Source organism: Tsukamurella hominis (assembly GCF_965137015.1).
In the GTDB taxonomy this organism is placed as follows: Bacteria; Actinomycetota; Actinomycetes; order Mycobacteriales; family Mycobacteriaceae; genus Tsukamurella; species Tsukamurella hominis.
Genome location: NZ_CBCRZG010000018.1, coordinates 69,224 through 92,740, shown reverse-complemented (window position 1 = coordinate 92,740; position 23,517 = coordinate 69,224). Strand labels below are relative to the sequence as shown.

The window sequence follows — 23,517 nt, the reverse complement described above, 5'->3', positions numbered from 1 at the left end:
CCCCCGCACCCTCGGCGCCCGCCGCGGATGCACCCCGTCCCACCTCGGCCCGTCCCGGTCCGCGCCCCGCGGCCCCGGCCGCGCCGGAGCCGACCCCGGAGCCCGCCGCACCGGCGGCTCCCGCTGCCAGCNCCGCACCGTCGGCGCCCGCGNCATCGCCTCGCGCTGCTCCTGCGGCANGCCCGGCCCGCGCNCCCCGAAGGTGGGGAACAATCCGTTCTCCTCGCAGGCTCCCGTCGAGCGTGCGCCCCGTCCGCAGCCTGGCCCCGGTGGCCCGCGCCCGCAGGGCGGCGCTCGTCCGGCTCCCGGCCAGGGCGGTCCCCGTCCCCAGGGCGGCGCTCGTCCGGCTCCCGGTCAGGGCGGCGCTCGTCCCCAGGGCGGTCGCCCCGCGGCCGGCCCCGGCGGCCCGCGCCCGACCCCCGGTAGCATGCCTCCGCGCCCGAACCCCGGCGCCATGCCCTCCCGCGCGGCGCGTCCGGCGGCGCAGGGCCGTCCCGGCCCCGGTGGCCGTGGCGGGCCCGGCGGACGTCCGGGCGGCGGTGGCGGCGGCTACCGCGGTGGGCCCGGCGGCGGCACCGGTACCGGTGCCCCCGCGGGTGGTTTCCGCGGTCGTCCCGGCGGCGGCGGTCGTGGCCGCCCCGGCGGCACCGCGGGTGCCTTCGGTCGTCCCGGTGGCGCCCCGCGCCGTGGCCGTAAGTCGAAGCGGGCGAAACGCGCCGAGTACGAGAGCATGCAGGCGCCGATCGCCGGTGGCGTCCGGTTGCCGCGCGGCGCCGGTGAGACGATCCGTCTCGCCCGCGGCGCATCGCTGAGCGACTTCGCGGAGAAGATCGACGCGAACCCGGCATCGCTGGTCCAGGCGCTGTTCAACCTGGGCGAGATGGTCACCGCCACCCAGTCGGTGAACGAGGAGACCCTCGTGCTGCTGGGCGAGGAGATGAACTACGTCGTCCAGGTCGTCAGCCCCGAGGACGAGGACCGCGAGCTGCTCGACAGCTTCGACCTCACCTACGGCGAGGACGAGGGCGACGAGGACGACCTCGAGCAGCGCCCGCCGGTGGTCACCGTCATGGGCCACGTCGACCACGGTAAGACCCGACTGCTGGACACGATCCGCAAGGCGAACGTCCGCGAGGGCGAGGCCGGCGGCATCACGCAGCACATCGGTGCCTACCAGGTGCTCACCGAGCTCGAGGGCAACGAACGCCTGATCACGTTCATCGACACCCCGGGTCACGAGGCGTTCACCGCCATGCGTGCGCGCGGCGCGAAGGCCACCGACCTCGCGATCCTCGTGGTCGCGGCCGACGACGGCGTCATGCCGCAGACGGTGGAGGCCATCAACCACGCGCAGGCGGCCGACGTGCCGATCGTCGTGGCGGTGAACAAGATCGACAAGGAGGGCGCGCAGCCGGAGAAGATCCGCGGCCAGCTCACCGAGTACGGCCTGATTCCAGAGGAGTACGGCGGCGACACGATGTTCGTCGACATCTCCGCGAAGCAGGGCACGAACGTCGACGCGCTGCTCGAAGCGGTGCTGCTGACGGCCGACGCCTCGCTGGACCTGCGGGCCAACCCCGACATGGACGCGCAGGGCGTCGCGATCGAGGCGCACCTCGACCGCGGTCGCGGCCCGGTGGCCACCGTGCTCATCCAGCGCGGCACCCTGCGAGTCGGCGACTCGATCGTGGCGGGCGACGCCTACGGTCGCGTCCGGCGCATGGTCGACGAGAACGGCGACGACATCACGGAGGCCCTGCCTTCGCGTCCCGCCCAGGTCATCGGCTTCACCTCGGTGCCCGGCGCAGGCGACAACCTGCTCGTGGTCGACGAGGACCGGATCGCCCGGCAGATCGCCGACCGGCGCGCCGCGCGCAAGCGCAACGCCCTGGCGGCCAAGTCGCGCAAGCGCGTCTCGCTGGAGGACCTGGATGCCGCGCTGAAGGAGACCAGCCAGCTCAACCTCATCCTCAAGGGCGACAACTCGGGCACCGTGGAGGCGCTCGAGGAGGCCCTGCTGGGGATCGAGATCGACGACGAGGTGCAGCTGCGGGTCATCGATCGCGGTGTCGGTGGCGTCACCGAGACCAACATCAACCTTGCGTCCGCCTCGAACGCGATCATCATCGCCTTCAACGTGCGGGCCGAGGGCAAGGCCACCGAGCTCGCCAACCGCGAGGGCGTGGAGATCCGGTACTACTCGGTGATCTACCAGGCGATCGACGAGGTCGAGGCTGCGCTCAAGGGCATGCTCAAGCCGGTCTACGAGGAGAAGGAGCTCGGCCAGGCCGAGATCCGCGCGATCTTCAAGTCGTCCAAGGTGGGCAACATCGCGGGCTGCATGGTCCAGTCCGGGATCATGCGTCGCAACGCGAAGGCGCGCCTGCTCCGCGACTCGACGGTCGTGGCCGAGAACCTCACGGTCACCTCGCTCAAGCGCGAGAAGGACGACGCGACGGAGGTCCGCGAGGGCTACGAATGCGGTCTGACGCTCTCGTACTCCGACATCAAGGTCGGCGACGTGATCGAGACCTACGAGCTGGTCGAGAAGCCGCGCGACTGATGTTCCCTCGGCCGGGTGCGGCCGGCGCGATATGCCGGCCGCACCCGATCGACTATCCCCAGGGCCGGGTGGCCCGACAGATGTTCACAGGTGTTCTTGAGATAGATCTGCTGCTGGGCGACGTGCACTCGCTCAAGCACAAGCGTTCCGTGCTCCGGCCGATCCTCGCGGAGCTGCGCCGGTTCTCGGTCAGCGCCGCCGAGGTGGGCCACCAGGACCTGCACCGCCGCGCCCTGATCGGGGTGGGGCTCGTCGGTCCGGACGCGGGTCACGTCGGGGAGGTCCTCGATCGGTGCGAACGCACCGCCGCGGGGCACCCCGAGGTGGAATTGTTGTCGGTGCGGCGGCGCCTCTGGGGGCCGGAGGACTGACGTGCCCGACACGGTATTGAGTGTGGTGGACGCAGGTGCCGACGCTGCAGTCCCACACCGGGATATGCTCGCTGTTCCACCGGTTGATCACACCGTTCCACTGATCGACCGTTCGACGCGTAAGGGAGGGACTGGCCATGGCTGACCCGGCACGGGCCGCTCGGCTCGCCAAGCGGATCGGGACCATCGTCGCGACCGCGATCGAGCACGACATCAAGGATCCGCGGCTCGACTACGTCACCGTCACCGATACCCGCGTGACCAACGACCTGCACGACGCGACGGTCTTCTACACCGTCATGGGACCGACGCTCGACGTCGAGCCCGACTACGAGGCGGCCGCCGCCGGCCTGGAGAAGGCCCGCGGCCAGCTCCGGAGCAAGGTCGGCGCGGGCACGGGCGTGCGGTTCACGCCCACGCTCCGCTTCGAGCTCGACGGGGTGCCCGCCGCTGTCGCGAACATGGAGGCGCTCCTCGCCAAGGCGCGCGAACAGGACGAGCGGGTCGCCGCCGTCGCCGCCACCGCGAAGCCCGCGGGGGAGGCGGACCCGTACAAGCACGACGACGAGGACGCGGACGACGAACCGGACGGGGCCGAACGGTGACCGACGCCGTCGCCGCCGCCGCGGCGGCGCTGGACGGTGCGCGCAGCGTGGCGGTGTACTGCCACGTGCGCCCCGACGCCGACACCCTGGGCTCGGGCCTCGGCCTCGCGCGGGTGCTGCGCGCGCGCGGCACCCATGTCACCGTCAGCCATCCGGGACCGGACCTGCCGTCCGGGATCGGCCTGCTGCCCGGCGTCGACGGCTTCGCCGCACCCAACGCCGACGCGGCGGTCGCCGTGGCTGTCGACTGCGCGAGCTCCGAGCGACTCGCGGGGCTCGAGGAGTCCTTCCAGGGCCACCCCGTGCGGGTGGTGATCGACCACCACGCGACGAACACCGGATTCGGCACCGTCGACCTGATCGATCCGGCCGCGAACTGCACCACCGAGCTGGTGCTCGCCGTCATCGACGCGCTCGGGGCGGAGCTGGACCCCGGGACGGCGGACTGCCTCTACGCGGGGCTGATCACGGACACGGGCTCGTTCCGCTGGGCGACGCCCGCCGGGCATGTCATGGCCGGGCGGCTGCTCGCCGCCGGCGCGCGCGGACGCGAGCTCTCGCGCGACCTGCTCGACAGCCACCCCCGCGCCTGGTTCACGATGGTCGCCGCGGTGCTGGGCTCGGCGACCGCAGTGCCCGAGGCGTTCGGCGGACGCGGGGCGGTGTACGCCGTGTGCCGCGCGATCGATCGCGGGCCGCTCGGCTGGGACGCCGCGGAATCGCTCATCGACCTCCTGCGCACCGCCGAGGACTGCGAGGTCGCCGCATTGTTCAAGGAGAGCGACAGCGGCGACTGGTCCGCTTCCCTGCGCGCGCGCACCGACCTCGACGTCTCCGAGGTCGCGCGGGCCTTCGGCGGCGGCGGCCACCGGCTGGCTGCGGGCTACTCCGCGTCCGGGACGAGCGACGACGTGGTCGCCGCGTTCCTCGCCACGGTCTGATCCCGCATGACGGGAACCGCGTGACCCGGTCCGCCGCCGTGCCCACCGGGCTCGGCCGGCGCATCGTCGGCCAGGCTCTGCCCGCGCTCGGGGTGCTCGCCGCCGAGCCCCTGTACCTGCTCTGGGACACCGGCGTCATCGGCCGCCTGGGGGCGCTGCCGCTGGCCGGCCTCGCGGTCGGCGGCCTGATCCTGGCGACCGTCTCGACGCAGCTGACCTTCCTCTCGTACGGCACCACGTCGCGGTCGGCCCGCCGGTTCGGCGCGGGCGATCCCGGAGGCGCGGTCGTCGAGGGCGTGCAGGCGACGTGGATCGCGTTGGCGGTCGGCGGCGTCCTGCTGGCCCTCGTGCAGGGCTTCGCCGGTCCGATCACACGGGTGGTCGCGGGCCGCCCGGAGATCGCCGAGGCCGCCGAGTCCTGGCTGCGCGTGGCGTCCTTCGGGATACCGCTGATCCTCATCACGATGGCCGGGAACGGCTGGCTCCGCGGCGTGCAACGGCCCCGCGCGCCGTTGGTCTTCGTGTTGGTCGGCCTGGGCCTGTCGACGGTGCTGTGCCCCGCTCTCGTCTTCGGCTGGGGCGCGGCGCCCGAGCTCGGCCTCGTCGGATCGGCGTGGGCGAACCTCGCCGGCCAGATCGTGAGCGGACTGCTCTTCCTCGGGGCCGTCGTGCACGCGGCCCGGGCGGGCGGGGGCGGTTCCGCTGCGGAGCTGCGCCCGCGCCCGGACCTGGTGCGCGCGCAACTGGTGCTCGGGCGCGATCTCATCGTGCGCAGCCTCTCCTTCCAGATCTGCTTCATCTCCGCCGGCGCGGTGGCCGCGCGGGCGGGCGCGCAGTACGTCGGCGCGCACCAGATCGCGATGCAGTTGTGGAACTTCGTGGCGCTCGTCCTGGACTCGCTCGCCATCGCCGCGCAGACGCTGGTCGGCGCCGCCCTCGGGGCGGGGAACACCGGCGCGGCGCGATCCCTGGGCCGGCGGGTCACCGCGTGGTCCACGGTCTTCGCGGTCGGGATCGCTGCGGCGCTCGCCGCGCTGCAGGCCGTCCTGCCGCGACTCTTCACCACCGATACCGCGGTCCTCGACGCTCTGACGGTGCCGTGGTGGTTCCTCGTCGGGATGATTCCCGTGGCGGGCGTGGTCTTCGCGCTCGACGGGGTGCTGCTCGGCGCCGCGGACGCCGCCTATCTCCGCTCCGCCACGTTGGCCGCGGCGCTCGTCGGCTTCCTCCCTCTGATCTGGCTCTCGTACGCCTTCGGCTGGGGCCTCGCCGGGATCTGGTCCGGCCTCGCCGCGTTCATGGTGCTGCGCTGCGCGGCGGTCGTGCTGCGCTTCCAGGGGCACCGATGGGAACGCGTGGGCACCGCGCCGGCGTGACCGGCTTGCAATGCGGCCCTGAATGCGATCGTATGTTGCATATGGCATTCACTGTGATCACGAGCACGGCCGCGTTCCGCAGGACCCTCGCCGGTGCGGCGGTCCTCGCGGCGTGCGGCGCGGCGGTCGCTTGCGCCCCGTCGGACCCCGAGTCGGTGCCCTCCTTCACCGTGAATCCCTCGGCGGCGCAGAGCGCGCCCGCGAGCCCGTCGTCCGGCGCCTCCGCTGCCGCTCCGTCCTCGGCGGCGGTGACCACCACGGCGCCCGTGCCGACGGCTGCGCAGGAGCAGCCGGGTGCCGGTGGGCAGGGCGGCGGTGGGCAGTACACGGCGCCGACCACGACCTACCCGACCGCGGAGACCACGACGGCCGCGCCGACCACCACCCAGCAGCCGTACCCCACCACCGTCGTGATCCCGCCCGGCATCCAGCTGCCGCCGGGCGCCCCGCGCACCATCACCATCCCGCCGGGCCTGCCGATCCCGCACTGACCCGTAGCCCGGTACGCCTCGGCCCCGGGCGCGGGCGGCGGTTCGCCGTGGCCGTGCACCCGGGGCCGAGGTCGGGGTGGGATCAGCGCGAGGCGCGCGGCGCCCCCTGACCGGGATCGATCTGCACCGGGCCATTCTTGCCCGGGGTCACGTCGAAGTCGAAGATCGATGTCGGGATGTACACCGTGGCACAGGAGTTCGGGATGTCGACGACGCCGGACAGCCGGCCCTCGATCGGCGCCGCACCGAGCAACAGGTAGGCCTGCTCCGGGCTGTAGCCGAACTTGGTGAGGTAGTCGATCGCGTGCAGGCAGGCGCGCTGGTACGACAGGTGCGAGTCGAGGTACCGCTGCTCGCCGTCGAGGGTCACCGACGTCCCGGAGAAGGCGAGGAACTGCTCGTACCGCGGGCCCACGTCGCCGCCGGGCAGGAAGATCGCGTTCTCGCTGACGCCGTAGGTCTCCATGCCGCCGGAGATGATGTCGACGTGCAGGTCGATGAAGCCGCCCATCTCGATGGCGCCGCAGAAGGTGATCTCGCCGTCGCCCTGGCTGAAGTGCAGGTCGCCGACCGACAGGTTCGCGCCGTCCACGAACACCGGGTAGAAGACGCGGGTGCCGCGGGTGAGGTTCTTGATGTCCTGGTTGCCGCCGTTCTCGCGCGGTGGCGCTGTGCGCGCGCCCTCCGCGGCGGCCGCGGTGAAGGCGTCGCCGGTGAGGGTGCCGAGGATGGCGTCGTTCGGTTCGGGCGGCAGCGCCAGGGGCGGCACACGGTCCGGATCGGTCGCGATCAGCGCGGCCTCACGGGCGTTCCAGCGGGCCAGCAGGTCCTTCGACGGTGCCGTGCCCATCAGGCCCGGGTGGATGATGCCGGTGAAGCTGACGTGCGGCACGTGTCGCGAGGTGGCGGTGTGGCCGGTGAAGTCCCAGACGGCCTTGTAGGCGTCGGGGAACTGGTCGGTCAGGAATCCGCCGCCGTTCTCCTTGGCGAAGATGCCGGTGTAGCCCCAGCCCTGCCCGGCGAGCGGGCCGCTGTCCTCCTGCGGGATCGGGCCCACGTCCACGATGTCCACGATGAGCAGGTCGCCCGGCTTCGCGCCCTCGACGGCGATCGGCCCGGACAGCGTGTGCACCGTCGTCAGCGGCGCGTTGAGGATGTCCTCGGCGGAGTCGTCGTTGTGAATGGCACCGTCGAACCACTCGCGGCAGTGGACCCGGAAGGTGTCGCCGGGCTTGACGGTGACCGCCGGCGGGATGGCGTAGTGCCACCGGTTGTGCCCGATCTTCTCCTGATCGGTGAACTTCTTCGAGGAGTCGAGCGGGAATACGACCTCTGGCATGGGACGACCTCTCTTCTTCGGTGGACCTTCTCGGGTGGGAACTCAGGGGCGGGGCAGGCGCGCGTGCCGCGGGTCCGACGGTGCCGGTCCGCGGCCCGGGCGCGGCGCGCCGGCGGGGGAGCCGACGACCGCGGGGCGTTCCGCGGTCGCCTTGGTGGCGTCCAGGAGCCGCATCGCGCCGCTGTTGCCGCGGCCGAGCTGCGGCGCGGTCACGCCGCGCGGGGCCGGATCGCCGCAGCGACACGCCGTGGCGTCGGGGACGTCGCGCATGCTGAAGGTCGCGTCGAACGGTCCGCAACGGGCGCAGCGGAATTCATACGTAGGCATGAGTGGACGGTATTCCTTTCGCGGGGCCGCCGGAGGGTAATTACCGAATCGGTAGTGAATTTCGTGGGTATCGTGACGCCGTGCCAGCCCAGTCGTCCACGCCGCCGCCGAAGCGGGCCCGGCCGCCCGTGTCGCGGACCCGCAAGGCGAGGGTCGCCCGGCGGCGCGCGCGGCGCGTCGCCGCCGCCGACAACGATCTCACCGGCGTGCAATGGGACGAGCTCGTCGGTCTGTGGGGTGCGTGCGCCTACTGCGGCGGAGCGGGGCCCTTCCAGAAGGACTGCGTCCTCCCGATCTCGCGCGGCGGCCGCTACACGCAGCAGAACGTGGTACCCGCGTGCCGTTCCTGCAACGCGAGCAAGTGCAACTCCGAGGTCACGGGGTGGATGCGGCGCAAGAAGCTCGACGAACGGGCGTTCCTGCAGGGCCACGCCGAGATCCTGATGCACCTGCGGGAGCGGAACGCCGACGACGGTGCGCCGACCGGGGAGGCCGGCGCACCGTCGGATGTCTGAGCGGGGGACGGGCCCCTACTTCACCGGCGGATCGGCGGGCAGGACGTGCGCGCCCGACTTGTCGGTCGAGAGGGCCAGCGAGCTGATGTACTGCTTCTCGCCGTCGGGGCCGGGCACTGCGGAGGCCGCCATGTCGGGACGCTCGAACTCGACGCCGGTCACGCAGCACAGGAGCTTCTCGCCCGACGGGTTGCCGTACTCGTCGAACATCGGCAGGTCGATGCCGTCGTCGGAGCGGCGCAGGTAGTACTTGCCCCGCGTGGCGACGGCGAGGACCGGCGGCAGCACGAGTGCGAGGACCAGGGCTACCAGCGGCGAGTAGGGCTGCAGGCCCGAGCCGAGGAGCCCGAAGAACGCGGCGATGGAGAGCCCGGCAGCGACGATCACCGAGACGAAGCCGACCGGGTTGATGTCGTAGAGCATGCCGCGCCGGAACTCCGGGACCTTCGGCGAGATCTTCAGCAGGTACTTGTTGATCGCGATGTCGCTGGCGACGGCGACGATCCAGGCGATGCCGCAGTTGGCGTAGAAGTTCAGCAGGTTGTTGAGGAAGCTGAACATGTCGGCCTCCATGAGCACGATCGCGATGACGACGTTGAACACGAGGAAGACCAGGCGGCCGGGGTAGGTCTTGGTGACGCGGGTGAAGCTGTTGGTCCACGCCAGCGATCCCGAGTACGCATTGGTCACGTTGATCTTGATCTGGCTGATCACCACGAGGATCACGGCGAGGGTGAGCGCGAGCCAGTGCGGCAGGAAGTCCTGGTAGATCTCCACGAACTGGTGCACCGGCTGGTTGGCGATGCCGGCGTTGTCGATGGTGATCCCGATCAGGTAGACGGCCAGGAAGAGGCCGACGATCTGCTTGATGGCGCCGAAGAAGACCCAGCCGGGGCCCGCGGTGATCACGGCGGTCCACCAGCGCCGCGAGTTCTCGGGGGTCTTGGGCGGCATGAACCGCAGGTAGTCGATCTGCTCGGCGATCTGCGCGATGAGTGAGAGGCAGACGCCCGCGGCGAGCATGGTGCCGGCGAAGCTGACGCCCTTGTGCAGGGGCTCGCCGGTGGCGGTGTCGATGCCGCCGAAGGCGAAGAAGTCGCCGATGGCCTCGGGATGCTTGAACAGCAGGTAGCCGAACGGCAGCACCATCATCACGAGCCACAGCGGGGTGGTCCACACCTGCAGCTTCGCGAGCGTGTTCATGCCGTAGATCACCAGCGGGATGATCAGCACGGACGAGAGCAGATACCCGAGCCAGAGCGGAATGCCCAGGCCGAGTTCGAGGCCCTGCGCCATGATCGAGCCCTCGAGGGCGAAGAAGATGAACGTGAACGACGCGAAGATCACGTTCGTGAGCACCGAACCGTAGTAGCCGAAGCCGCTGCCGCGGGTGATCAGGTCGAGATCGATGTTGTACCGCGCCGCGTAGTACGCCAGTGGATAACCGGTCAGCACGATGACCAGCGCGAAGAAGCCGATGCCCCACAGTGCGTTGCCGGTGCCGTTGGCGATGCCGATGTTCGCGCCGATGGCGAAGTCGGCCAGGTACGCGATGCCGCCCAGCGCCGAGGTGGCGACCACGGCGGGCCCCCACTTGCGGTAGCTGCGCGGCGCGAACCGCAGGGTGTAGTCCTCGAGCGTCTCGCGCGCGGCGGCGTCGCGGAGCGCGGTCGACGGTGCGCCGTCGGCTTCCGCGGGTTGCAGTGCGGTCACGGTTGTTCCCTTCCGGCCCGCACCACCCGGTGCGGGGTTGGGGAAATCGTGCTGCCGCGGCGTTCAGCGGGGGTGACTGCGTCGTAACGGGTCGGTTACGGCGCCGGGCGGCGTGTGACGGCGGTGTTGCCCGCGTTCGCCTTCGCCACCGCGTCCTCCTTGCGCTTGACCGAGTCGCGGATCTGGTCGATGTTCTCGCGCAGCATGTCAGCGACCAGCTCGTCCGTCCGCTCGTCGGCGAGCACCTGCAGCACCATGCGGAAGGTGGTGTCGACGATCAACTGGATGATCTCGTCGTGGAACGGGATGTACTTGACCCGCCTCGTCTGCGGGTCGTTCTTGATCGTCTCGAGGATCATGCCCGTCATCTCGGGCTTGTTCTCCTCGAGCGCGGCCGCGATGTTCTTGGTGTAGTGGCCGGACTTGAGCACCTCGGCGACCTCGTCGAGCACGGCGATGGTGATCGGGCGCTTGACGGCGTCGATGACGGTGTCGGTGGCCCGGTTCACGACGGCCGCGGTGATCCGGTCGCCGTAGATCCGGTCGATGGCGCGCGCCAGCCTGGCCAGCGCCACCGCGATGCGGATGATGCGGAACGCGCGGGGGATGGGCGAGGTGACGACGACGGCGGGGATCATGCCGAGGATCTCGTACCAGTTGACGAGCAGGAACCGGCGGTGCCAGCCCACCTGGCGCCACCGCCACAGGAACTCGGCGGCGAAGATCGCACAGATCACCGCGTCGACGATCAGCACCGTGCGCAGGGTCGTGGGCGACACGTCGAAGAACGTGATCCACACGATCAGGCCCACGGAGACGAAGGCCAGCGCGACCATGGCCCAGTCGGTCCACAGGACGGGCGGTTTCCGCGGGTAGGGCGCGAGTCGGGCGTCGGTCGTGGCGTTCATCGCATCCGACACTACTGAGCGGTCGGACGCCCGGAGGCCGGTCGCCCGGACCGGCCTCCGGTGGCGCGGTCACCCCGCGGTCACCCCGCGGTCACGCCGCGGGAGACAGGTGCCGCTGCACGTCGTCGATGATGCGGCCGGCGCCGAGCACGCCGATCCCCACCATCCAGGTCTCGTCGTCGACCGCGAACGCGCGGTTCGCGGCCACGGCGGGCAGCGCGCCCCAGCGGTCGGTGACGGTCTGCCGGGTGGCGGCCGAGTTCGCGCCGGGGGTGTGGAAGACGTAGTCGCCGTTGATCTCCGCGAAGTTCTCCAGCGAGGGCTCGATCATCGAGTACTCGCCCCACGGCTTCGGCGGGATGCTGAAGCCCATCGCGGTGATCACGCTGCCCGAGAACGTGCCGGGGCCGTAGATCCGGAACGTGCCGTTCGCCCGCCACCGCACGATCGAGACGGACGTGCCGGGAGCCCCGACCTTGCGGCCCACGTCGGCGGCGCGCGCGTCGAGCGCGGCGAGCTGCGTGGTCATCTGTTCGGTGCGGTTCACCGCCAGTGCCGTGATGTTCGCCTGCTCCTTCCAGTTGGTGCCGGTGTCCACCGAGTACACGGTGGGGGCGATGGCGGAGAGCTGCTGGTAGAGCTTCTCGTGCCGGACCTTCGAACCGATGATGAGATCGGGCCGGAGTTTCGCGATCGCCTCGATGTCGGGACCGGCGATCAGGCCCACGTTCTCCGTGCCGTCGAGCTTTTCGCGCAGGTAGCCGGGGAAGCCCTCGTTCGCGGCCGCGACGGCGGCGCCGACCGGCTTGATGCCCAGCGCGACCAGGGCGTCCGTGTGCGGCGAGTCGATGACGACGATGCGCTGCGGGTTCGCCGGTACCTGGGTCTCGCCCATCGCGTGGGCGACGGTGCGCGTCGCGGCGGGTGCGGCGTCGTCGCCGCCGGATCCGCACGCGGTGAGCGTCACGGCGGTCGCCACTGCGAGGGTGGCGGCGAGGAATCGGCGGCGGTTCGGTCCCGGTGCGATCGTCATGCCGGAAAGATAGCATTCGGTTAGGCTTACCTTGGTGACAGGCTGGGGTGCGCGGACCTCGCAGCGCCGACCGGTAGCGTGGAGGGGTGGCGAAGCTCTGGGCGATCAGTGACCTGCACGTCGGGCACCGAGGGAACGAGGGCGTCGTCGACAAGGTGTGGCCCGAGTGGCCGGACGACTGGCTGATCCTCGCGGGCGACCTCTGCGAACGCACCGACCAGCTGGACGAGGTGCTCGCCGCCATCGCCCCGCGGTTCGCGACGGTGATCTGGGTCCCGGGGAATCACGAGCTCTACACCACCTCGAAGGACCCGATGCAGGTCTTCGGCGAGGCTCGGTACGACCATCTGGTGGAGATCTGCCGGCACCACGGCGTGCTCACGCCGGAGGACCCGTTCCCGGTGTTCGAGGACGCCGACGCCGGGCCCGTCACGATCGTCCCGATGTTCCTGCTCTACGACTACAGCTTCCGCGACGAAGGGCTGACCGTGCTGCAGGCGCTGGCCCGAGCGAAGGAGAAGAGCGTCGTCGCGACCGACGAGTTCCTGCTCTCGCCCGAGCCCTACGCCACCCGCGATGCCTGGTGCCGCGCCCGGCTGGAGTACACCCGCCGCCGCCTCGCAGCACTGCCCGCCGGTACCCGCACCGTGCTCGTGAACCACTGGCCCCTGCGCCGCGAACCCACCGAGGTGCTCTTCTATCCGGACTTCGCGCTGTGGTGCGGCACCACGGCGACGGCGGACTGGCACACGGCCTACAACGCCGAGGCGGTCGTCTACGGACATCTGCACATACCGCGCACCACCTGGTACGACGGGGTGCGGTTCGAGGAGGTCTCGGTGGGCTACCCGCGGGAATGGCAGGAGCGGGGCCTGCCCGAGCCCCTATTGCGCCGGATACTGCCCGCGCCGGACTACACGGAGGAGTCATTGGGGCACTACGGCGTTCACTTTCAGGTGGACCCGAAGTATCGGGACGACCCGGAGCGGTTCGCCGCGGAACGCGCGAAGGCGCAGGCCCGGCTCGGAGACCGCCGGGTGGCGGCGCGGGAACGGATCGCCGAGCGCCGGGCGGCGCGGGCGAAGGAGGGGGAGAAGTGATCCTGCAGTCGATGCTGCCGCGCGGCGTGGTCGCCCGGGAGGCGCACGCCGATGTGGACGCGCCCCTGCATCCACGCGAGGCGGCGCAGATCGCCAAGGCCGTGCCCAAGCGGCAGGCCGAGTACGCGACGGTGCGCCACCTCGCCCGGGAGGCCTTGGGCGAGTTGGGCATCGGCGATGCGGTGCTCGTCAAGGGCGAGGGCGGCGGCGTGGACTGGCCGCGCAACGTCGTGGGCGCGCTCACGCACTGCGACGGCTACCGCGGCGCTGTCGTGGGCTACCGGATGGGGGTGCGCACCATCGGCATCGACGCCGAGCCGCACCTCGCGCTGCCGGACAAGGTGCTGCCGACGGTGTCGGTCGAGTCCGAGCGGGAGGTGCTCGCCGCGCGCCCCGACGACGGGCTGCACTGGGACCGCCTGCTGTTCTGCGCGAAGGAGGCCACGTACAAGGCGTGGAACCCGATCACCGGGCGTTGGCTGGGCTTCGAGGATGCGGAGATCACCTTCGACCTCGCCGAGCGCACCGACGACGCGGCGGAGGGCACGTTCCACTCGCGAATCCTCATCGACGGCAGGACCGTCGACGGTGGCGCGCCGGTCGCCGCGTTCGACGGTCGGTGGCGGATCACCGACGGGCTCATCGTGACCTCGATCGCGGTGGTGTGAGATGACCGCCGCCAGGACCTTTCTCGAGCCCGACGGCGCCGGGCTCGTCATCGTCGACAAACCCGCGGGCCTGACCAGCCACGACGTCGTCGCGCGGTGCCGGCGCGCGATGGGCACCCGCAAGGTCGGCCACGCCGGCACCCTCGACCCGATGGCCACGGGCGTGCTCGTGATCGGCATCGAGCGCGCGACGAAGCTGCTGGGCCACCTCGCGCTCACCACCAAGGCGTACACGGCCACCGTCCGGCTCGGCGCGTCCACGGCGACCGACGACGCCGAGGGCGAGACCACGGGCGGCGCCCCCGCCGCGGGCCTGGACGAGGACGCCGTGCGCGCCGCGATGGCGCCGCTGACGGGCGACATCGAGCAGGTCCCGAGCTCGGTGAGTGCCATCAAGGTCGACGGCAAGCGGGCCCACCAGCTGGTCCGCGAGGGCGCGGACGTGCAGCTCAAGCCCCGCCCGGTCACCGTCGATGAGTTCGTGGCGCACGCCTTCCGGCGCGAGGGCGACTTCCTCGACGTCGACGTGACCGTCGAATGCTCCTCCGGCACGTACGTCCGGGCTCTCGCCCGCGACCTGGGCGCGAGCCTCGGCGTGGGTGGGCACCTGACCGCGTTGCGTCGCACCAGGGTCGGGCCGTACGGGCTCGATCACGCGATCACCCTCGACGACCTCTTCGAGACCCCGCGGTTGTCCTACCGCATCGACGAGGCCATCGCTGCGGGCTTCGCGGTCCGCGAGATCACCGAGCAGCAGTCAGTCGACCTCGCGTTGGGCCGGTGGCTCGATCCGGTCGGCCTGCCCGGCGTCTACGCCGCGGCGACCGCCGACGGCCGCGTCTTCGCGCTGCTCCAGGAGTCGGGGAAGCGCGCGAGCTCCGTCTTCGTGGTCCGGCCCGCCGCCTGAGCGGCGCTACTCGTGAGGACGGAGGCGCGTCCACATCTCGCGTGGCGAGCCCTCGTCCCCGACGGTCGGCAGTGTCTGTCCCTCCGAGAAGAAGCCGAGCTCGACGAGCGGATCCCTCGCGATTGCGTGCCGCTCGGCGAGCGCCACCGTGAGGCGCCTCGTGTCCTGGTTCTCCGCCAGGATGCGGCAGGCCGCCACGATGACCGCGGCCGCGGTCTCCGCCGGTGCCTCGGGGCGCAGCCAGTCGATGATCTCCGTCGTCGAGGTGCCCGGGTCGACCGCGATCTGCACCTCGCCGATCGGTGTGCCGTCCGAGGTCGCCGAATACCGTCCGCCGGGTCCGGCGGAGAACGCGATGTCGTGTCCGGCCTCCGTCGCGGACAGCGGCCCGGCCACGTCGGCGGCCTTCGCGCGGCGGTGGGCCCGCACGTGGCGCACGCCCTCGCGCGCCAGCCCGAGCAGGACGGGAGGCGGCGGTGGGGTCCGGCGCCGCGACGGCACCCGCTCCACGCCCAGTGAGGCCACGAGCTTCTCCAGGTGGGCCTTGTATTCGGGGGTGTTGGGCCCGACGTACAACGTGTGATCGACGGGCACGCCGCTGTACTCGCGGAGGCTGCGCATCTCGTTGATCCATGTGAGGCCGACCGCCTTGGCCAGCGCGATCGCGGGCACGTTCGTCACGGCGAGTGGGGCGGTGGCGTATCGCACGTTCGGATGCCGGCGGAACAGCTCGAGCATGTTCATCGACGACAACCACATCGCGATCTTGCTCGAATCCTCCAGGCCGGCGATCCACGTCGACGATTCGGCATGACCGGTGCGCGGATCCGGTCCCGCGTAGGTCTGCTGACCGACGACGCGGTCGGCGTCGCCGTCCCCGAGGAGGAGCACCCGCGAGAGCGGAACGCCGACGCCCGAACGTGCGGCGAGCCACGTGTGCGCCCAGGCGGCGGCGGAATGCTCGGCATCCCAGTCGGAGTTCGGGCTTCCGAACGCGGGCCGCAACCGCTCCTCGTGCTCGAGATTGGTGCGGCGCCACGACGGGGCGTCGGAGAGACGGGGCGAGCGCAGCTCGATGATCCGGTTTCCGAAGCGGTATCGCCCGGAGTTCGACTGTGTGGTCATGGTCACCAAGTGATGTTATTGCAAAGAACTCGTCAATGGGAAGCAATCCGCCATGCGTCGCCGGTGATCCCAAGCCGTCGGGATCGCCACCGGACCGTCAACGGGCGGCTCCGGTCAGGGCGTCATTGTCCGGTGTGTGCGCGGCGGCCCTCCTGGGCCTGCTGCAGACGCGTCCAGCTCTCCCGCTGCGCGCCGTCGTCGCCGAAGGTCGGAGACGTGGCGCCCTCGGAGGCGAATCCGAGAGCCGCGAGGGGCTCGGCGACTGCCGCGTTCCGATCCGCTAGCGCAATCGTGAGGCGCCGGGCGTCCTGCCGATCCGCGGACGCGCGGCAGGCCGCTTCGATGGCGGCGTTCGCATCCGCCACCGGCGCGTCCGCGTGCAGGCGGTCGATGACCTCGATCGTCGAGCTGCCCGGATCGTGGTGGATCTGGATCCCGCCGATCGGGCTTCCTCCTACGGACACCGCGTGCCGGCCGTCCGAGGTGGGGAGGAAGGTGATGGTGCGCCCATCGTCGGTACGGACGGTCGCCGGGAGCCTGCCCGCACTGGACGGACTGGCCGCGCGACGAGCGCGCATCCGGCGAACGCCGGCGCGTGCGACCCCGAGCACAACGTCGAGGGTGGGTAGTGGCGCGCGTCGCGGCGGTAGCGGCTCTGCGGCGATCGACTCCAGCACCGACTCCAGGCGGCGGCGCGAGTCCGGGGTGTTGCGCAGGTAGTACACGGTGTGATCGGCCGGGACCCCGTCGAACTCGCGGAGTCGCTGCAGTGTCTGGAGGTAGGTGAACCCGAGGGCTTCGGCCAGTGCCATGGCGGGCTTGTTGTCCGTCGTCTGCGGGGTGACGAGGAGCGGCAGATCCGGGTTCTGTACGAACAGGTCCAGGGTATTGCGTGCCGACATCCACATCGCCACGGTCTTCGAGTTCGGCAGACCCGCGATCCAGGTCGACGACTCCGTGTGCCCCGTGCGTGGGTCGCGCCCGGCGAACCTCTGGGCACCGACGACGCGATCCTCGGCGCCGTCCTCGACCGTGAGCACCCTCGACAGCAGCACGTCCGGATCGCGGTGAGCGCGCCACCAGTCGGCCGCCCATGCGGCCGCCGAGTGCTCCGCATCCCAATCGGTCCCTGGGCTGCCGAAGGCGGGGCGGAGGCGCTTCTCGTGTTCGAGGCAGGTGCGACGCCACGAAGCGGCATCGGCGAGGCGGGGCGCGCGGAGTTCGACGACGTGCTCGCCGATGCGGTATCGGTCGGAGGTTGAGAGTGCGGTCACCCGCAGTATGCTACTGCAAATATTCTCCGATGTATCGAGCTGACGGTCGGATGATTTTCCCCTGGTGAACCTGCTCGAGGACGTTCGCGGTCCAGCCGACGACCCGGGCGACGCCGAACGTCGGCGTGAACATCGACGGGGGCAGGCCGACCTCGGTCATCAGTACGCCCGCGTAGAACTCGACGTTCGCGTACAGCCGCCTGCCGGGCTTGAGCTCGTTGATCCCGGCTTCGATCTCCGCCTCGACCGCGCGGGCCTGTCGTACAAGGGGGGAATCGAATCGGGTCACCACTTCCTTGAGCAGCTCCGACCGCGGGTCGTGGGTGCGGTACACCGCGTGCCCGAAGCCCATGATCTTCTCGTCGCGGGCGATCTTCCCGCGCACCCAGGCGCGGGTGTTCGACGGGTCGCCGATCTCGTCGAGCGCGGCCAGCGCCCGACTCGGCGCACCGCCGTGCAGCGGCCCCAGGAAGGCCCCGAGCGCGCCGAGCAGGCACGAGGACATGTCCGATCCGGTGGACGCGATGACCCGGCCGGCGAAGGTCGAGGCGTTGAAGCCGTGGTCGATGGTCGCGACCAGGTAGGTCTGCAGCGCGGCCGCGGCGGCCACGTCCGTGTTCCCGGTGGCCATGCGCAGGTAGTCGGCGACGTGGTGGGCGTCCGGGTCGGCGTCGAGGGGCGCCTCGCCCCGCGCCAGACGGTGCGCCGCGGCCAGGACGGTCGGGGTCACCGCGGCGTACCGGAGAGCGGCCTCGGTTCGCTCGTCCTCCGGCAGGTCCATGAGTGGCCGGTCGCCGAGGCCGAGGGCGGCGAGCGCGACGCGCAACGCGTGCATCGGCTCGGTGTCCGGCCCGACGGTGGCCCGCAGCAGATCGAGCACATCGCCCGGCAGCACGCGGAGGGCACCGACGCGACGGGCGAAGGCGGCACCGTCGGACGGCCCGGGCAGGGCGCCGAACAGCACGAGGTGCCACGCGTCCTCGAATGCGGCCTCCGTCGCGAGGCGCGTGGCATCGTGGCCGCGGTAATGGAAGTAGCCCTCCTCGCCGCGGACATCGCCGATCGCGGTGTCGGTCACGATGACGTTCTTGAGCCCCGCCGGGGCGATGAGCGGTGTGGTCATGTCCCGAGTGTGAGCGATATTGATCAACACTTGCAATATTGATTGAATCAACCCGTGGACCGGTGGATCACGACCTCGGAGGCGGCGGAGCGGCTGGGGGTCAAACGCGGCACGCTGTACTCCTACGTCAGCCGCGGCGTGCTGCATTCGCGGCGCATGCCGGGGCAGGCGGAGTCGCTCTTCGACCGCACCGAGGTCGATTCGCTCGCCGCGGTCAAGCACGACGGCCGGCGGGAGGCCGACCGGCTGCTCCGCTTCCGTGCGGTGACCACGCGGGTCTCGGCGCTCCGCGGCGACGCGCTGTACCTCCGTGGGCGGCCCATAGCCCGCGTCTGCGCGGAGATGGACTTCGCGGCCGCGGCTCGGTTCGCGCTCGAGGCCGACGAGGCGGCGCCCCCGCCGTCCGTCGACCTGGACATCGCGCGGACGGTCGCACTCGAGCGCAGGATCCCGCTGGCGGTCGCGGTGCTCGCGGCGCGGGATCCGGTGCGGGCGGACCGGTCCCACGTCGCCGAGCGCACGCTCGGCCTACTGCCGGTGCTCGCCGGCCTGGTTCCGGAGGCCCGCCTCGGCCACCCCTGGGTCGACGCGCTCGCCACCTGCCTGATCGACAACGGCCTGGCCGCGTCGACAACGGCCGCGCGGGTCGCGGCCTCGGCGCGCGCGGGCTTCTACGACGCGCTGCTCGCCGGGTACGGGGCGATGGCGGGCGTGCTGCACGGCGGCGCGCCGGCCGCCGCCCACGCGATGCTCGGGCGGGTGCTGGACGGCGGCGACATCGACGCGGCGATCGCGGACGCCGCCTGGGGCGGGCACCTCGCGGGCTTCGGCCACATCGTCTACACCGGCGAGGACCCGCGGGCCACCGTCGTGCTGGGCCTGATGCGCGCGGACCACCCCGACGCGCCGGCGCTGCGAGCGGTCGCGGACCTCGCCGCGCGCACCGGCCGGTCGGTCAACGTCGATCTCGCGGGCGCCGCCGTCGCGCACACGCTCGGGCTTCCCGCGCGCGCCACCGAGGTGCTGTTCCAGTACGGGCGGACCGTGGGGATGGCGGCGCACATCGCCGAGGAGTACGAGGAGGCTCCGCTGCGCTGGCGCGGTACGAACAGCGGGGGCGTCCGCTGACGACCGAGTAGCATCGCGCGCGTGATGACGAGGTGAAGCTGGTCGACGGGATCCGAGCGGGGCTGCGGGCCGCCGCGGACCCCGCGCGGGCGCCGAAGATGCAGGCGTACATGAAGTCCGCGATGCCCTTCCTCGGCGTGCCCGCGCCGCAGGTGCGCGCGATCACCGCCGCCGTGCGACGCGAGCACCCGCCCGCCGATCTCGACGAGCTGCGCGCAGCCGTCCTCGCGCTGTGGGACGACGCCGAGTACCGCGAGGAGCGCTACGCCGCGCAGAACCTCCTGCGGAACCGGCTCGGCACGGGCGATCCCGCGCTGCTTTCGCTGCACGAGCACATCGCCGTCACCGGGGCCTGGTGGGATCACGTCGATGAGACCGCTCGGCACATCGCCGCGCTCCACGACGCGCGCCCCGAGGACACGGCGGCGGTGGTCCGGGCGTGGAGCCGCGGCGAGAATCTGTGGCTGCGGCGGCTCGCGATCCTCTCGCAGCTCGGCCGGAGGGACAGGCTCGACACCGCACTGCTCAGCGACGTCATCGAGCCTGCCCTGCCCGAGTCGGAATTCTTCCTGCGCAAGGCGATCGGCTGGGCGCTGAGGGAGCACGCCAAGACCGATCCGGAGTGGGTCCGCGCCTACGTGGCCGCCCATGAGGCCGAGCTCAGCGGCCTCTCCCGCCGCGAGGCGCTCAAGAACCTGTGAGGCACACGGCCGTCCGCCCCGCGGTCGGCCGCGTCCGCCGTTCGGCGGCGCAGTCCAGTGCCGCGAGCGCGGCTGCGACGACGGCCAGGACCGCGCCCGCGAGCGGCAGCGCGCGGTACGACGCTCCTGCCTCCAGCAACGCCCCACCCAGCCACGGCCCCACCGCGATCCCGACGTTGAAGGCCGCCACGGTGAATGCCGGGGCGAGCGTCGGCGCACCGGGGGCGAGGGTGAAGACTCGCGAGTTCAGAGCCGGGTTCGTCACGAATCCGGCCGCCCCGAGCAGCGACGCGGCGACCGCGGCGGCGGCCGGATGGGGCAGGGCGACCGCGAGCGCGACCGAGGTCACCGCCAGGGCCGCCGTGCCGCCCACCAGGACCGAGCCCGGTCGACGGTCCGCAAGTCGCCCGCCCGCTGCGATGCCCGCCACGGCGCCCACGCCGTAGAGCGTGAGCACGACGGGCACTGTCCCCGGGGCGGCGTGCGAGCTCTCCAGGAGCATCGCGCCGAGGTAGCCGAAGCTGATCAGGAGCGCGGCGATCGACGCCGCGGTGATGGCGTACGAGGTCCACAGCCGGCCGGTCCGCAGCGCGCGCACCTCCTCCCGGGGGTGCGCCGGTCCGCTCGCCGTGATCCCTGCAGGGACCGTGGTCGCGATCGCCACCCCCGCAACGACGGTCGCGATCGCGACCGCGAGGAAGGTCGCGCGCCATCCGAGGTGCTGACCGAGCACGGTCCCCGCGGGCAGGCCGATCACCGTCGCGAGCGTGAGCCCGCCGGCGACGACGCTCATCGCCCGCCCGCGACGGTCCGCGGGCACGAGGGCGATCGCCGTCGTCGCGGCGACGGCCCAGAAGCCGGCGTAGACGAAGGCGCCGGCGAACCGCGTCGCGAGGAGGACGGCGAAGGAGTCGGTGGTCGCCGCGACCACGTGGGTGGCCGCGAAGATCCCGGTGAACACGAGCAGCCCACGCCGTTTCGGCCAGCGCAGCGTCGCGAGGGCGAGGACCGGGGCGCCGAGCATCATGCCCAGCGCGAAGACCGAGATGAGCAGTCCCGCGCGGGGGATCGAGACCTGCAGGTCCGCGGCGATGTCGGGCAGGATCCCGGCGAGCATCAGTTCGGACGTCCCCTGCGCGAAGATGCCGAATCCGAGGACGACGACGGCGGGCGGCATCACAGCAGCGACCCGCCGCTCGCGTCGATCCACTGCCCGGTGACCCAGCCCGCCGCGTCGGAGACCAGGAAGCCGACGATCCCCGCCACGTCGGCGGGCTGACCGATCCGCCCGAGCGGGGAGTCGGCTGCCATGGCCGCGCGCCCCTCCGGGGTCGCGAGCCGGGCCGCGTTCATGTCCGTCGCAGTCCCGCCCGGCCCGACCGCGTTCACGGTGATGGCGCGGGGCGCCAGTTCCTTGGCCAGGGCGTGGGTCAGCGCGTCCACCGCCGCCTTGGACATCGCGTAGGGGAGCAGTGCGGGGTTGTACGAGCCGTGGGTGAAGCGCGTGGAGATGTTCACCACCCGGCCGCCGTCCGCCAGCCGCGGGAGAGCGTGCTGGAGGACGAAGAACGGCGCGCGGGTGTTGATCGCCATGACCCGATCGAAGACGTCCGCCTCCACCTCCGCGAACGGGATTCGCCCGCCCAGGATTCCGGCGTTGTTGATCACGATGTCGGCGCGCGGCGCCTCCCGGTCGTACTGCTCCCACAGCTGCGCCGGAGCGTCCCCGTCGGCGAGGTCGGCGCGGATCGGGAACGCCCGGCCGCCACGCTCGTCGATCGCCCGCACGACGCTCTCCGCCGCCTCGCGGTCCGCGCCGTAGTGGACCGCCACCGTCGCCCCGCGGTTCGCAAGGTCGTTCGCGATCGCTCGCCCGATCCCGCGGCTCGCTCCCGTGACCAGCGCATGCCTGCCTGCCAGATCGTCGCTCACGTGTTCCGCTCCTTTCCGTAGTGAATGCTACGAAAAAGAATCTAGCAGTAATGCGTAGCGATCGCTATAGAATGAGGTCATGGCGACGACCCGCGGCCGGCCGCGCTCCTTCGATCGGGGCGCGGCGCTCGACGCTGCGGCGGTGCTGTTCTGGGAGAAGGGGTTCGAGGCCACCTCGATCCGCGATCTGACCGAACGGCTCGGTGTCGAGGCGCCGAGCCTCTACCGCGCCTTCGGCGACAAGCGGCGCCTCTTCGAGGAGGCCGTCGCCGAGTACGACCGCACCTACGGCGGATTCATCGATCTCGCGTTCGCCGAGGAACCCACCGCGCACGCCGTGGTCCTCCGCCTCCTCGCCGAGGGGCCCCGGCGGTACACGCGTACCGGTCTGCCGCGGGGTTGCCTCGTCGTGAGCGGCGACGCGGGAACGGCGGACGCCGAGGTCACGGGCTACATGATCGCGATGCGCTCCGCCAACGTCTCGCGACTGGCCGAGCGCATCGCCCGCGACATCGACAGCGGCGCGCTGCCCGCCACCGTCGACGCGCTCGCGGTGGCGCGGTTCGTGTTCGCGACCCTGAACGGTCTCGCCGCGGCGGCGCGCGAGGGAGTGTCCCTGGAGGAGTTGGAGGCGGTGGCCGCGATCGCCGCGGGCGCCTGGCCCGTCAGCTCCTGACCCAGATGGCCTGCGCGGCCACGTCGCCCAGGTCCAGCGGCGCACCGTCGTCGACCGTGACGGCGACGGTCCCGAGGAACTTGCGCAGCTCCACGACCTCGATCCGCGCGTCCGGCGCGATGCCGACCTCCTGGAAGTAGCGCAGCATCTCGGGGTCGGAGTCGGAGATCCGGGCGACGGTGCCGGACTGCCCGGCCGCGAGCTCGGACAACAGGCACGCGTCGGGAGTGGGGACGGTGCCGTCGGGTTGGGGGATCGGGTCGCCGTGCGGGTCGCGGTCGGGGTAGCCGAGCCGCTCGTCGAGGCGCGCGAGGAAGCGCTCGGAGACGGCGTGTTCGAGGACCTCGGCCTCGTCGTGCACCTCGTCCCAGCCGTAGCCCAGCTCCGAGACCAGGAAGGTCTCGAGGAGCCGGTGCCGGCGCACCATCGCCGTGGCCGCGGCGCGCCCGTCGTCGGTGAGCGTGACCGCCCCGTACTTCTCGTGGTCGACCAGGCCCTGGTCGGCGAGCTTGCGGATGGCCTCGGACGCGGTGGACGCGGAGACGCCGAGTGCATCGGCGAGCGACTTCGTCGTGACCTTCACATCGGACCACTCCTGGGCGGTCCAGATCTGCTTGAGGTAGTCCTGCGTGACCGCGGACAGCTCGCCGACGGGGCGCGGCGAATCGGGCAGGGGAGGCTTGGGCACGCACCCACCATAG

The 23,517-nt window shown here is 71.8% G+C and carries 24 protein-coding genes; 13 read left to right on the top strand and 11 right to left on the bottom strand.

The window, feature by feature from the left end; all coding sequences use genetic code 11:
• Positions 1-194: 194 nt before the first annotated feature.
• The 6 genes from infB to ACM9LD_RS19615 all read left to right on the top strand — a co-directional run.
• The coding region (gene infB / locus ACM9LD_RS19640; RefSeq protein WP_415678232.1) for a translation initiation factor IF-2 at positions 195-2,563 on the top strand (2,369 nt) is incomplete at its 5' end.
• Positions 2,564-2,643: 80 nt separating this feature from the next.
• Entirely contained in the window at positions 2,644-2,934 is a 291-nt protein-coding gene (locus tag ACM9LD_RS19635) for a DUF503 domain-containing protein (RefSeq protein ID WP_415678243.1), read from the top strand.
• A gap of 137 nt (positions 2,935-3,071) precedes the next feature.
• Complete coding sequence (gene rbfA, locus ACM9LD_RS19630; protein ID WP_224649685.1) at positions 3,072-3,539, top strand: 30S ribosome-binding factor RbfA; 468 nt, start codon at positions 3,072-3,074, stop codon at positions 3,537-3,539.
• A complete protein-coding gene (locus ACM9LD_RS19625; protein ID WP_415678231.1) occupies positions 3,536-4,480 on the top strand; it encodes a DHH family phosphoesterase in 945 nt (314 codons plus the stop codon). Before rbfA ends, ACM9LD_RS19625 begins: the two co-directional genes overlap by 4 nt.
• A gap of 20 nt (positions 4,481-4,500) precedes the next feature.
• The gene (locus ACM9LD_RS19620) at positions 4,501-5,856 is read left to right on the top strand and encodes an MATE family efflux transporter (protein WP_415678230.1); all 1,356 of its coding nucleotides are present in this window, start codon (positions 4,501-4,503) and stop codon (positions 5,854-5,856) included.
• A gap of 41 nt (positions 5,857-5,897) precedes the next feature.
• Positions 5,898-6,347 carry a hypothetical protein gene (locus ACM9LD_RS19615; protein WP_415678229.1) on the top strand — a complete coding sequence of 150 codons (450 nt, stop codon included), beginning with the start codon at positions 5,898-5,900 and terminating at the stop codon, positions 6,345-6,347.
• An 82-nt stretch (positions 6,348-6,429) separates the two neighbouring features.
• Here ACM9LD_RS19615 and fmdA read toward each other — a convergent pair whose 3' ends face one another.
• Together fmdA and ACM9LD_RS19605 are read right to left on the bottom strand one after the other, a co-directional pair.
• Positions 6,430-7,686, bottom strand: coding sequence for a formamidase (gene fmdA, locus ACM9LD_RS19610; RefSeq protein ID WP_415678228.1), 1,257 nt, complete (start codon positions 7,684-7,686; stop codon positions 6,430-6,432).
• A gap of 42 nt (positions 7,687-7,728) precedes the next feature.
• On the bottom strand, positions 7,729-8,013 hold the full coding sequence (locus ACM9LD_RS19605) for an FmdB family zinc ribbon protein (protein WP_415678227.1): 285 nt from the start codon (positions 8,011-8,013) through the stop codon (positions 7,729-7,731).
• A 128-nt stretch (positions 8,014-8,141) separates the two neighbouring features.
• Here ACM9LD_RS19605 and ACM9LD_RS19600 point away from each other — a divergent pair, with 128 nt between their 5' ends.
• Entirely contained in the window at positions 8,142-8,528 is a 387-nt protein-coding gene (locus tag ACM9LD_RS19600; protein WP_415678242.1) for an HNH endonuclease, read from the top strand.
• Between the two features lie 15 nt (positions 8,529-8,543).
• On the opposite strand, the gene ACM9LD_RS19595 is transcribed toward ACM9LD_RS19600, so the two are convergent.
• From ACM9LD_RS19595 to ACM9LD_RS19585, 3 genes are all read right to left on the bottom strand, one after another.
• Positions 8,544-10,241: a purine-cytosine permease family protein gene (locus tag ACM9LD_RS19595; RefSeq protein WP_415678226.1), complete on the bottom strand. Its 1,698-nt coding sequence runs from the start codon at positions 10,239-10,241 to the stop codon at positions 8,544-8,546.
• Between the two features lie 95 nt (positions 10,242-10,336).
• Entirely contained in the window at positions 10,337-11,149 is an 813-nt protein-coding gene (locus tag ACM9LD_RS19590; RefSeq protein WP_415678225.1) for an ion transporter, read from the bottom strand.
• 91 nt (positions 11,150-11,240) lie between these two features.
• Positions 11,241-12,182, bottom strand: coding sequence for an ABC transporter substrate-binding protein (locus tag ACM9LD_RS19585; protein WP_415678224.1), 942 nt, complete (start codon positions 12,180-12,182; stop codon positions 11,241-11,243).
• 86 nt (positions 12,183-12,268) lie between these two features.
• Here ACM9LD_RS19585 and ACM9LD_RS19580 point away from each other — a divergent pair, with 86 nt between their 5' ends.
• From ACM9LD_RS19580 to truB, 3 genes are read left to right on the top strand one after another with little or no spacing between them, the layout of a single operon-like run.
• Positions 12,269-13,282: a metallophosphoesterase family protein gene (locus ACM9LD_RS19580; protein ID WP_415678223.1), complete on the top strand. Its 1,014-nt coding sequence runs from the start codon at positions 12,269-12,271 to the stop codon at positions 13,280-13,282.
• Positions 13,282-13,950, top strand: a complete 669-nt coding sequence (locus tag ACM9LD_RS19575; RefSeq protein WP_415678241.1) for a 4'-phosphopantetheinyl transferase family protein — start codon at positions 13,282-13,284, stop codon at positions 13,948-13,950. The genes ACM9LD_RS19580 and ACM9LD_RS19575 overlap by 1 nt, the downstream gene beginning before the upstream one ends.
• A 1-nt stretch (position 13,951) precedes the next feature.
• Positions 13,952-14,857: a tRNA pseudouridine(55) synthase TruB gene (gene truB / locus ACM9LD_RS19570; RefSeq protein ID WP_415678222.1), complete on the top strand. Its 906-nt coding sequence runs from the start codon at positions 13,952-13,954 to the stop codon at positions 14,855-14,857.
• A gap of 6 nt (positions 14,858-14,863) precedes the next feature.
• On the opposite strand, the gene ACM9LD_RS19565 is transcribed toward truB, so the two are convergent.
• The 3 genes from ACM9LD_RS19565 to ACM9LD_RS19555 all read right to left on the bottom strand — a co-directional run bounded on the left by ACM9LD_RS19565 (position 14,864) and on the right by ACM9LD_RS19555 (position 18,379).
• A complete protein-coding gene (locus ACM9LD_RS19565; RefSeq protein WP_415678240.1) occupies positions 14,864-15,982 on the bottom strand; it encodes a GNAT family N-acetyltransferase in 1,119 nt (372 codons plus the stop codon).
• 122 nt (positions 15,983-16,104) lie between these two features.
• Positions 16,105-17,256, bottom strand: a complete 1,152-nt coding sequence (locus ACM9LD_RS19560) for a GNAT family N-acetyltransferase (RefSeq protein WP_415678221.1) — start codon at positions 17,254-17,256, stop codon at positions 16,105-16,107.
• Positions 17,257-17,266: 10 nt separating this feature from the next.
• On the bottom strand, positions 17,267-18,379 hold the full coding sequence (locus ACM9LD_RS19555; protein WP_415678220.1) for a citrate/2-methylcitrate synthase: 1,113 nt from the start codon (positions 18,377-18,379) through the stop codon (positions 17,267-17,269).
• Between the two features lie 54 nt (positions 18,380-18,433).
• Between ACM9LD_RS19555 and ACM9LD_RS19550 the strand changes: the two genes are divergently transcribed.
• Both ACM9LD_RS19550 and ACM9LD_RS19545 read left to right on the top strand, forming a co-directional pair.
• Positions 18,434-19,507: a citrate/2-methylcitrate synthase gene (locus tag ACM9LD_RS19550; RefSeq protein WP_415678219.1), complete on the top strand. Its 1,074-nt coding sequence runs from the start codon at positions 18,434-18,436 to the stop codon at positions 19,505-19,507.
• A gap of 32 nt (positions 19,508-19,539) precedes the next feature.
• Positions 19,540-20,208, top strand: coding sequence for a DNA alkylation repair protein (locus tag ACM9LD_RS19545; RefSeq protein WP_415678218.1), 669 nt, complete (start codon positions 19,540-19,542; stop codon positions 20,206-20,208).
• Here ACM9LD_RS19545 and ACM9LD_RS19540 read toward each other — a convergent pair.
• Both ACM9LD_RS19540 and ACM9LD_RS19535 read right to left on the bottom strand, forming a co-directional pair.
• Positions 20,195-21,385, bottom strand: a complete 1,191-nt coding sequence (locus ACM9LD_RS19540) for a Cmx/CmrA family chloramphenicol efflux MFS transporter (RefSeq protein ID WP_415678239.1) — start codon at positions 21,383-21,385, stop codon at positions 20,195-20,197. The genes ACM9LD_RS19545 and ACM9LD_RS19540 overlap by 14 nt on opposite strands.
• Positions 21,385-22,140 (bottom strand): SDR family oxidoreductase, encoded by a 756-nt coding sequence (locus tag ACM9LD_RS19535; RefSeq protein WP_415678217.1) that lies wholly within the window; start codon positions 22,138-22,140, stop codon positions 21,385-21,387. Before ACM9LD_RS19535 ends, ACM9LD_RS19540 begins: the two co-directional genes overlap by 1 nt.
• Positions 22,141-22,219: 79 nt before the next feature.
• Here ACM9LD_RS19535 and ACM9LD_RS19530 point away from each other — a divergent pair, with 79 nt between their 5' ends.
• Positions 22,220-22,816, top strand: a complete 597-nt coding sequence (locus tag ACM9LD_RS19530) for a TetR/AcrR family transcriptional regulator (protein ID WP_415678216.1) — start codon at positions 22,220-22,222, stop codon at positions 22,814-22,816.
• Here the strand turns inward: ACM9LD_RS19530 and ACM9LD_RS19525 are convergent.
• Complete coding sequence (locus ACM9LD_RS19525; RefSeq protein WP_082791466.1) at positions 22,806-23,504, bottom strand: metal-dependent transcriptional regulator; 699 nt, start codon at positions 23,502-23,504, stop codon at positions 22,806-22,808. The two genes, ACM9LD_RS19530 and ACM9LD_RS19525, sit on opposite strands and share 11 nt — an antisense overlap.
• Between the last annotated feature and the right edge of the window lie 13 nt (positions 23,505-23,517).